This is a genomic window from Porphyromonas sp. CAG:1061, from assembly GCF_000435035.1.
Lineage (GTDB): Bacteria > Bacteroidota > Bacteroidia > Bacteroidales > Porphyromonadaceae > Porphyromonas_A > Porphyromonas_A somerae.
The window spans coordinates 1-9,240 of the sequence record NZ_HF988950.1 but is presented as its reverse complement, the minus strand read 5'-3'; the positions used below and the strand labels follow the sequence as shown (position 1 = coordinate 9,240).

Below are 9,240 nucleotides of genomic sequence, written 5' to 3'. Positions count from 1 at the left end.
AGCCCCATTTGGCCACTCTGGTAACTGCCCATTCCTTTTTAGGCTACACTCTCCACGGCTCTCGCTAGAGCGTTGTATAGACTAAACCGTTCGCAAAGATACATAACTTATTTCTTTTCGCCAAATATTCTCAAGAAAAAGTTTCAGCGTTCTTCAATATTTAGGTCTATTGCCGCTACGAACAGACTAATACAAAGAAATAATAGCACCCAAAGTAGATAGGACAGACGGGGTAGTGAAGCATCTCAGGTACAGTCCTATTAGCGTTCAAACATTAAAAGCACCGTGGGCGATAGTTCCACGGTGCTTTTAATATATTAATAGGGTAACTATTACTTGATATTGGGGAGCTCTAGGCCATAGCCACGCTTCTTATCCACACTCTTAAGATAGAGGCTAAGAATCAAAGCCAACACACCAAAGCTAGTGAAGATCAGCATAGAAGGGGTGAAATTCATTGGTTCGCCAGCGACTACCCCCACGTTGGTCTTATCGAGCACTGATCCAATAATCATTGGCACCGACATCAAACCGATATTCTGTACCCAGAAGATAGCAGAGTAGGCAGAGCCGAGCACCTTATTATCAATCAGCTTTGGCACACTTGGCCAGAGGGCAGCAGGCACCAAGCTAAAGGAGATACCCAGTAACACAATGGCCGAGATAGCCACCACAAAAGAGGTGGTACTATTATCAAATGGATAGAGCGCAAATGTACCGTGGCAAAGAATCATCAGCACCGAACCGATAATGAGCATGGTAGCTCCCTTACCCTTCTTATCAAGGAAGAAGCCGAGGAAAGGAGTGATCACCATTGCCCCGATAGGGAATAGGCTAAAGATACTTGAGGCGGTGGTATTCTCAATGCCAAGGTTGCTCTCTAGCATACTAGTGGCAAACTTCTGGAATGGGAAAATAGCAGAGTAATAAAGTACACAAAGCAGAGCTACAATCCAGAAGGCACTACTACCAAAGACCTTACCAAGGTCGCGGAAGTGGAATGGCTCTTCCTCTTCCTCTACAAGTGAGCCAGCGGCCTCTTTCTCCAACTTGCGGTCAAGGACCCCATAGATCAGGTATAGGAAGAGTCCGATGCAGAGGAGGATAAAGACGAAGAGAACTGGTGCCTGTACCGTCTGCAGTGCATCCAATCCTTCAGAAACGCCAAGTTTATTCACCATCCATTGGTTGATACGAGGAGAGGTCTGGAATACAGCAAACACTCCAAGGCGGGCGATCGCCATCTCAATTCCCATCGCCATCGCTAGCTCATAACCGGTGAACCACTTTACAATAGCACGGGAAACGGTCACGCCACCCATCTCGGTACCCATACCGAAGATAGCAAAACCTGCACATGCTAGGGCTGCAGAAGGTGGAAAGTTGGGGAACCAACCGGCTAGTAGATCGTAAGGGAAGGCTCCAGCATTGAAAGCAGAACTCAGGGCATATACCTTGATACCTGCACCGATCACCATCAGAGAGCCTGAGAGGATAGCGGTGAAGCGAACACCCATCTTATCCAGGATAATACCTGCAAAGATAAGGAAGAGTAGGAATACATTAACGAAGAATTCACTCCCCGCATAGGTACCAAAGACGGTACTATTCCAGCCCAATACCTGATCGAGCTGTGTCTTGAGAGGTGAAAGGACGTCTACAAACATGTAGGCGAAAAGCATCGTGAGGGCGATCATTATCAAAACGGTCCACCTCACTGCGGCTTTGTCACGTAACGTGTGGCCTTTAGTAGAAGTTGTCATAATAGTTGTGTTATAAGTTTAAAAATTTCAGATGGGACAAATGTAAGGTTTTTTGGGCAGACTGCCACAAGATGGTCTCAGAAAAGTGGGGTTACCGCTTAAGGCTCTCTTGGAAGTCAATTCGCTGTAAGATGCTACGACCGAGGGTGAGATCATCGGCATACTCCAGTTCATCACCTATCGCAATGCCTTGTGCAATGGTGGTGATCTGCACCTCTATACCCTTGAGCAGGCGGTAGATGTAGAAGTTGGTCGTCTCTCCCTCCATAGTGGTACTGAGGGCAAGGATCACCTCCTTTATCCCTTCCTCTTGAATACGTGTAGGGAGGTCGTGGAGGAAAAGGTCTTGAGGCCCCACCCCATCCATAGGGGAAATCACCCCGCCCAATACGTGATAAAGCCCTTGATACTGCCCAGTTCGCTCGATTGCCATCACATCACGCACACTCTCCACCACACAGAGGATATGGGAGTCGCGTGTCTCATCACTACAAATGCTACAGATCGATTCATCGGAGATATTGTGGCACTTCTCGCAGTATTGTATACCATCCACGAGGTCGCGTAGAGCATCGGAAATACGATAGGTAAAAGTCTTCTCCTGCTTTAAGAGAGAAAGAGCCAAGCGCATCGCACTCTTATGCCCCACCCCTGGAAGAGAGGCAAAAGCATCAATCGCCCTTTGTAGTAATTGCGAGTAATCCTCAACGCCCGACATCTTCGCCCCTCATGGTCACGTGGTCAAACTTACGGCGGCGGAGCACGAAGTCCTTACCAAGGTACTTCTCCCGCACAGTCGGATTCTCTGCCAACTCCTCAGCACTCCCTTGGAAAAGCACCTGCCCCTCAAATAGTAGGTAGGCACGGTCGGTAATGGAGAGGGTCTCGTGGACATTGTGGTCGGTGATCAAGATACCGATATTCTGCTCTCTCAGCTTGGAGACAATCAACTGAATATCCTGCACCGCAATAGGGTCAACACCCGCGAAAGGCTCATCAAGCATAATAAATTTCGGGTCAATAGCGAGGCAACGAGCAATCTCCACACGTCGTCGCTCTCCACCAGAGAGGCGGTCGCCATTATTGGTCCGCACCTTCTCCAGACCAAATTCATCAATCAACTTCTCCAGCTTTTCGATCTGCTCCTGATGATTCAGCCCCGTCATCTCCAGCACTGCTAGGATATTATCCTCCACACTCATCTTACGAAAGACAGACTCCTCCTGAGCGAGGTAGCTAATGCCCATCCTCGCACGCTGATAGATAGGTCGCTTGGTGATATCCTCATCATCAAGGAATATCCGTCCGTTATTGGGGGTCACCAGCCCTACCGTCATATAGAAGGTAGTGGTCTTGCCCGCCCCATTAGGGCCTAGCAATCCCACGATCTCCCCCTGCTCCACCTCAATGGAGACATGGTTGACCACGGTACGGCTCTTGTATTTCTTTACTAAATCCTCAGTCCTTAGCTTCATAAGCATCGCATATTATTTCCCACAAAGATACCAATTTAAGTGGTTTAGCAGTGCAAAAAGACGCCTTGAGATAGTCTATCCCAAGGCGTCCACTATATTTCTTAATTGATAGGTAGCTTATACCAAACCAGCAAAGCCCATAAAGGCCATCGCCAAGATGCCTGCCGTTACAAGGGCGATAGGAATACCAGCAAGTGGAGCAGGTACATTGGTCTTCGCCAATTGCTCCCTAATTACTGCAAAGATCACAATCGCCATGGTATAACCAATAGCGGTAGCAATAGCATAGACGATAGACTCCCCTAGATTAAAGTCCTTTTGGATCACCGTAATCGCCACACCTAGGATCATACAGTTAGTAGTAATCAGAGGTAAGAATACACCGAGTGCTTGGAATAGAGCGGGAGAGATCTTCTTCAGAATCATCTCGAGCATCTGCACCACTGAGGCAATCACTAGGATAAAGGCAATATTCTGCATATACCCTATCTCGTAGGGGTCTAGCACTAGCTTCTGAATCGCATAAGTCACGAGTGTCGCAATGGTCACCACAAAGGTCACCGCAGCACCCATGCCCACCGCAGTATCCAGCTTCTTAGAAACACCCAAGAAGGGGCAAATCCCCAAGAACTGTGAGAATACGACGTTATTAACTAGGATCGCACTGATAAATAGTAGTAAATATTCCATAAGTCGTTAAGCTGTCTTATTGCGTTTGCGGTCAATCGCATTCTTAATTCCAATCACAAAGCCTAGCACGATAAAAGCACCAGGAGCCAGCACAAATACCAGTGCCCCATACTCCTCAGGGAAAAGGACGTGGTCAAAAGCACGACCCGAGCCCAGCACCTCTCTCACAAATCCAATAATGGTCAGAGCGATAGTAAAGCCAAGACCGATACCGATGCCATCAAGTGCCGAGTCAAACACATTATTCTTAGCTGCGAAAGACTCCGCACGACCTAGCACGATACAGTTCACCACGATCAGAGGTAAGAAGATACCGAGCGATGCATAGAGCGCAGGCACATAAGCCTCGCAAAGCATCTGCACCAAAGTGGTAAAGGCAGCAATAATCACAATATAGGCTGGGATACGTACCGCATCGGGGATCAGCTTTTTCACCGAGGCCACCACCATGTTGGAGCAGATCAGCACAAACGTTGTTGCCAGTCCCATTCCCAGACCGTTATTGGCACTAGAGGTGGTACCAAGTGTCGGACACATACCTAGGAGCAATACCAGCGTAGGATTCTCCTTAATCAGTCCATTGAGTAATATCTGTAATTTCTTCATAGTCACTCACACATTTACTTTAGTTGACCATCGGCGATGGCTTGTTGCATCACACTGTAGGCACTATTGAGGGTTTCCAAGAAAGCACGGCTCGAGATCGTTGCAGCACTAATGGCATCCACGCTACCGCCATCCTTCGACACCTTGATCGGCTCCGCTAGATTGGCACCTAGCACACTCCTCGCAGTTCCTTCCGTGCGGAACCACTCCTCCATCTTACTGCCCAGTCCAGGGGTTTCGCTCTGCTCTTGCACAGCGTAGTCGATGATATTGCCCTCCATATCCATTCCGACCAGCACGCTGATAAAGCCATCAAAGCCATTATTGGTAAAGCTCTTCACCGCCACACCGATCAATTGATCACCTTGGCGTGCAGGATAGAGGACATACTCATTCATCTCCACCCGCTCCTCGTAGGGGTCATTGTCATAGCCCTTGGGAAGTACTTTGGCGATACCAGCCTTGAGGGCTTCCGTCTTGGAGGCGTCAATCACCGGCTTAGTAGTCTCGTATACAAAGGCGAGCAAAGCTGCTGCCACTGCTGCTATAATCGTAAGCGATAGCAGCATATTGGGTAAGGTTGATTGTAACTTCTTCATCACTTTTTAGCTTTTCCAAAGAGGTGAGGTGGCATATACCTATTGATAATAGGCACGATACCATTCATAAAGAGAATCGCAAACGACATCCCCTCGGGGTAGGCACCAAAGAGACGGATCAGCATCGTAATGATACCTATCATCACTCCGTAGAGCAGCATACCGCTATTGCTCATAGGGCTGGTGACATAGTCAGTCGCCATAAAGATAGCACCGAGAAGCAATCCACCGCTTAGGATATGGAAGAGAGGACCTGCATAGACCTCAGGGTTGGCGAGATTCATAATGCCAGCAAAGATAGCTACCGTAGCGATAATGGCTACTGGAATGTGCCAAGTGATCACCTTGCGAATCAGCAGGTAGGCAAATCCAATCAGCAGTGCCACCGCACTCACCTCACCTAGCGAACCACCCACAGAGCCGAGGAGGTTATCCACCAAGCTAGGGAGCTTATCCATCGTAAAGCCTTCCGACCCACGTACCACCCCCTTAGCAATCGCCAATGGAGTAGCACCAGAGGTAGCATCCAATGTAGCCTCCATGCCCCTAGGCATCGGATAACTAGTCATCTGCACTGGGAAGGAGATGAGTAGCATCACACGACCCACGATAGCAGGGTTGAAGATATTACTCCCAAGGCCACCGAACGACATCTTGCCGATACCAATCGCCACCAAGGCACCGATAACGATGATCCATAAAGGAAGAGTAGAGGGCACATTGAGTGCCAGTAGGAGACCCGTGAGGATCGCCGAACCATCCAAGATGGTTAGCTCCTTACGCCCCATCAAGAAGCGACTGATCAGCCACTCAAAGAGCATACAAGCGGCCACAGAAGTAAGCGTCACCACAAAGGCGCCCCATCCAAAGAAATAAAAGGAGACCGCCAGTGCAGGAATCAATGCAATGATCACATCATACATATTGCGCTCAATCGAGTCGCCACTATGTATGTGTGGTGAGGGTGATACGAGTAGTTTATGACTAGTTGACATATCTCTATTACTTATATTCGTTTAGGACTTACGGCTTCGCATAATACCCATCACCGTCCGCTTACCTTGGCGGATATGGTCGAGCAATGGTCGATTAGCTGGACAGCTGTAGCTACAAGAGCCACATTCAATACAGTCCACCACATGATTCTTCTCCAATACCTCCCAATCCTTAAATACCGTATCTCTCATCAAGAAGGCGGGATTGAGCCCCATAGGGCAAGCATGTACACACTTAGCACAGCGGATACAGCTACGCATTGGCTTACGTGCAGTCTCCTCCTTCTTCAAAACTAGGATACCGCTACTACCCTTGGCAATTGGCACATCATCAGTCACGAGGGCTTTACCCATCATAGGACCACCACTGATGATCTTGCCACTCGACTCAGGAAGACCGCCAGCCGCCTCAATCAGCGTAGCCGAACTGGTGCCGATACGTACGAGGAAGTTGGAGGGCTTCGGAAGGTCCACTCCCGTTACCGTCACGATACGCTCAAAGAGTGGCTTGTGCTTCTGTACCGCCTCATAGACAGCTAGGGTTGTCCCCACATTCTGCACAATGGCTCCCACCGTAATAGGTAGCTGACCACTCTTCACCTGGCGTTTCAGTACCGAATCAATCAGCTGCTTCTCGCCACCTTGTGGGTACTTCACCTTCAGCGGTTGGATCTCAATCCCCGCAAAAGACTTCGCTAGCTCCGTAAGGTGCTGTATCGCATCCTTCTTATTATTCTCAATACCGATCACACCTCTTGATACCCCAGCGGCTTTCATCAGGATAGAGAGCCCCACCAAGAGCTCCTCACCACGCTCCAGCATCAGCCGGTGGTCGGCAGTTAGATAAGGCTCACACTCCACACCATTGATGATCACCACCTCTGGTTGGCTTCCCTTAGGGGGCAGTAGCTTCACATTGGTTGGGAAGGTAGCACCTCCCATACCCACGATACCACACTCCTGAATACGAGCCACAATATCCTCAGGGCTCATCGTCACCTCTCGGATCACTTCGGGTGAGCGGTCAATAGTCTCCTCCCACGTGTCCTCGCCATCGGTCTTGATAGTGATGACCGTCTTGGGATAACCCGAGGCATCCACCACCTCCTCCAGCTTCTCCACCACGCCCGATACACTCGAGTGGATATTGGCCGAGATAAAACCGCCAGCCTTGGCGATAAGGGTACCTACCTTCACCGTGTCGCCTCGCTTCACAAGTGCCTCGGCAGGTGCACCAATATGCTGACCAAGCGGGATACGGACACGCTCTGGCATAGGTAGCTCCTCTATCGGACGGTCGCTAGAGAGCTTCCTCTCTGGTGGATGAATACCACCGATTCTAAATGTCTTCAACATACTCCTATATATATAAGGTATCTATATTTCGTACTGATCACGCCTCCGCTGTCTCTACTACAGGCTCTGCCTTAGGTTTGCGGGGAGGAAAATTGATCTCGTGGATCGCTCCAGTAGGGCACGCCTCTACACACTTGCGACAGAGACGGCACTTATTGGGATCAATATAAGCAAGGTTATTAGCAATGGTGATCGCTTCAAACTTACACTCCTTGAAGCACTTCGAGCAGCCGATGCAGGCATTATCACACGCCTTCTTAGCCACACCACCCTTCTCCTTATTCACGCAAGAGACAAAGACACGGCGGCCCTTAGGTCCCTTCTTGCGGAGCTCAATAATCATCTTTGGGCAAGCCTTCACACAGGCACCGCAGGCAGTACAACGCTCCTCATCCACCTCAGGCAGTCCCGTAAGCGGATTCATCTTGATCGCATCAAAGCCACACGCCAGTGTACAATCGCCTAGGCCGAGACAGCCAAAGGTACAGCCCGTCTCACCGCCATAGGTCGCTGCCGCTATCGCACAGCTACTAGCTCCATCATACTGATTGACCTTGGGGCGGGCATCGCATGTACCATTGCATCTCACCACCGCCAGTTGGGGCTCCGCCTCCACCGCAGTACGCCCCAAGATGTCGGCCACCTTGAGCATCGTATCATTACCACCTACGGTACAAAATAGCCCCTCCATCGACTCCGCTTCCACACAGGCACGTGCAAAGCCAGAGCAGCCAGGATAGCCACACCCTCCACAGTTAGCACCAGGGAGCGCCTCATTCACCAGCTCAATACGAGCATCCTCCTCTACGTGGAACTTCTTAGAGACCACAAAGAGAAGCAGGGCTGCAAGGGCACCTACAATGGCAAGGAACAGAATCGTCACTATCATAACTTATTGCTTATTGATATATATAATTCGCTGTGGCATACTACCGCCACCATACATTCACTTCACCAACTCCGCACGGAGCTTAAACGTCTGGTTGAAATAGCCACCCAACAACTTCAGGAGCCCCGCATAAAGCAAAAGCACCCCCACAAGCGATACCAATAGGATCTCTTCACTCACCCCCGCCATATTCATCCCGATGGAAAGCACTGCCAAGAGGATAATCGGTATCACAAAGGCAAAGAGCACCGCCTTCAGAGGGCTACCCCCCTTAGCTGGAATCAAGCGAACCCGATCACCCACCTGAACTCCGAGGGGGTAATCCGAGACCTCAATCAACTGTTCATCCTTATCCGAAGAGAGACAAGCGCCACGAGCGTGGCAAGTGCTACAGGCCGAGCGACGCTCTATGAGCACCACGATCCTATCGTCCTTTATCTGACTAATTGTCCCCTCTTTGCAGTCCATAATGTAGGTGTGTCGTTATAGGTTGTTGTCGAGTCGTGTAGCCTTTTTTTATCTCTCCTCTACAAGGTCGGTGAGTAGAGGGTTCAGCTTCCTTTATGACCAAACTGTAGCAAAAGTACAAAAAAAATACAACGCCTCCTAAAATACAATGACGAATGATTTCCGTAATTACCCCAAAAGCACCTCAAAGAGCCCTTTAGGGAGTGCCTAATCGGACAAGTCGGACGGGTCAGACGAGGCGGACAAGTCGGACGCCGCAACGAATAGGGGGAGATAGGGTATTGTCCGACCTGTCTGACTTGTCCGACTCGTCCGATGAGGAAACCAACTATTGGAGGTGGCGGAAAAACGGTCGGAGAAGGGATTTTGTAACTCTCTGATAATCAGGACGCTCATCTG

General features: G+C 49.7%; 10 protein-coding genes. All 10 read right to left on the bottom strand.

All coding sequences use genetic code 11. The features are described from left to right. Window positions 1-332 precede the first annotated feature (332 nt). The 10 genes from QVO39_RS08585 to QVO39_RS08540 all read right to left on the bottom strand — a co-directional run bounded on the left by QVO39_RS08585 (window position 333) and on the right by QVO39_RS08540 (window position 8,841). Window positions 333-1,763: an MFS transporter gene (locus QVO39_RS08585; protein WP_021903818.1), complete on the bottom strand. Its 1,431-nt coding sequence runs from the start codon at window positions 1,761-1,763 to the stop codon at window positions 333-335. Between the two features lie 91 nt (window positions 1,764-1,854). Then, complete coding sequence (gene recR, locus QVO39_RS08580) at window positions 1,855-2,481, bottom strand: recombination mediator RecR (RefSeq protein WP_021903817.1); 627 nt, start codon at window positions 2,479-2,481, stop codon at window positions 1,855-1,857. After that, the gene (lptB, locus tag QVO39_RS08575) at window positions 2,468-3,238 is read right to left on the bottom strand and encodes an LPS export ABC transporter ATP-binding protein (RefSeq protein WP_018028412.1); all 771 of its coding nucleotides are present in this window, start codon (window positions 3,236-3,238) and stop codon (window positions 2,468-2,470) included. Before lptB ends, recR begins: the two co-directional genes overlap by 14 nt. A gap of 117 nt (window positions 3,239-3,355) precedes the next feature. Beyond that, complete coding sequence (gene rsxA / locus QVO39_RS08570; RefSeq protein WP_018028413.1) at window positions 3,356-3,928, bottom strand: electron transport complex subunit RsxA; 573 nt, start codon at window positions 3,926-3,928, stop codon at window positions 3,356-3,358. A gap of 6 nt (window positions 3,929-3,934) precedes the next feature. Then, complete coding sequence (rsxE, locus tag QVO39_RS08565) at window positions 3,935-4,534, bottom strand: electron transport complex subunit RsxE (RefSeq protein WP_018028414.1); 600 nt, start codon at window positions 4,532-4,534, stop codon at window positions 3,935-3,937. Between the two features lie 14 nt (window positions 4,535-4,548). Beyond that, entirely contained in the window at window positions 4,549-5,133 is a 585-nt protein-coding gene (locus tag QVO39_RS08560; RefSeq protein ID WP_021903816.1) for an RnfABCDGE type electron transport complex subunit G, read from the bottom strand. Continuing rightward, window positions 5,133-6,128, bottom strand: a complete 996-nt coding sequence (locus QVO39_RS08555) for an RnfABCDGE type electron transport complex subunit D (RefSeq protein WP_018028416.1) — start codon at window positions 6,126-6,128, stop codon at window positions 5,133-5,135. Before QVO39_RS08555 ends, QVO39_RS08560 begins: the two co-directional genes overlap by 1 nt. Window positions 6,129-6,149: 21 nt before the next feature. Beyond that, on the bottom strand, window positions 6,150-7,484 hold the full coding sequence (rsxC, locus tag QVO39_RS08550; RefSeq protein WP_021903815.1) for an electron transport complex subunit RsxC: 1,335 nt from the start codon (window positions 7,482-7,484) through the stop codon (window positions 6,150-6,152). A 37-nt stretch (window positions 7,485-7,521) separates the two neighbouring features. Next, window positions 7,522-8,373: a Fe-S cluster domain-containing protein gene (locus QVO39_RS08545; protein WP_021903814.1), complete on the bottom strand. Its 852-nt coding sequence runs from the start codon at window positions 8,371-8,373 to the stop codon at window positions 7,522-7,524. A gap of 57 nt (window positions 8,374-8,430) precedes the next feature. After that, window positions 8,431-8,841 (bottom strand): SoxR reducing system RseC family protein, encoded by a 411-nt coding sequence (locus QVO39_RS08540; RefSeq protein ID WP_021903813.1) that lies wholly within the window; start codon window positions 8,839-8,841, stop codon window positions 8,431-8,433. Window positions 8,842-9,240 lie beyond the last annotated feature (399 nt).

Excerpts from the sequence above, each read along its gene's own strand:
- QVO39_RS08555 (WP_018028416.1), bottom strand. The coding sequence starts at position 6,128 with ATGTCAACTAGTCATAAACTACTCGTATCACCCTCACCACACATACAT.
- rsxC (WP_021903815.1), bottom strand. The coding sequence starts at position 7,484 with ATGTTGAAGACATTTAGAATCGGTGGTATTCATCCACCAGAGAGGAAG.
- QVO39_RS08585 (WP_021903818.1), bottom strand. The coding sequence starts at position 1,763 with ATGACAACTTCTACTAAAGGCCACACGTTACGTGACAAAGCCGCAGTG.
- rsxA (WP_018028413.1), bottom strand. The coding sequence starts at position 3,928 with ATGGAATATTTACTACTATTTATCAGTGCGATCCTAGTTAATAACGTC.
- QVO39_RS08540 (WP_021903813.1), bottom strand. The coding sequence starts at position 8,841 with ATGGACTGCAAAGAGGGGACAATTAGTCAGATAAAGGACGATAGGATC.
- QVO39_RS08545 (WP_021903814.1), bottom strand. The coding sequence starts at position 8,373 with ATGATAGTGACGATTCTGTTCCTTGCCATTGTAGGTGCCCTTGCAGCC.
- lptB (WP_018028412.1), bottom strand. The coding sequence starts at position 3,238 with ATGAAGCTAAGGACTGAGGATTTAGTAAAGAAATACAAGAGCCGTACC.
- recR (WP_021903817.1), bottom strand. The coding sequence starts at position 2,481 with ATGTCGGGCGTTGAGGATTACTCGCAATTACTACAAAGGGCGATTGAT.
- QVO39_RS08560 (WP_021903816.1), bottom strand. The coding sequence starts at position 5,133 with ATGAAGAAGTTACAATCAACCTTACCCAATATGCTGCTATCGCTTACG.
- rsxE (WP_018028414.1), bottom strand. The coding sequence starts at position 4,534 with ATGAAGAAATTACAGATATTACTCAATGGACTGATTAAGGAGAATCCT.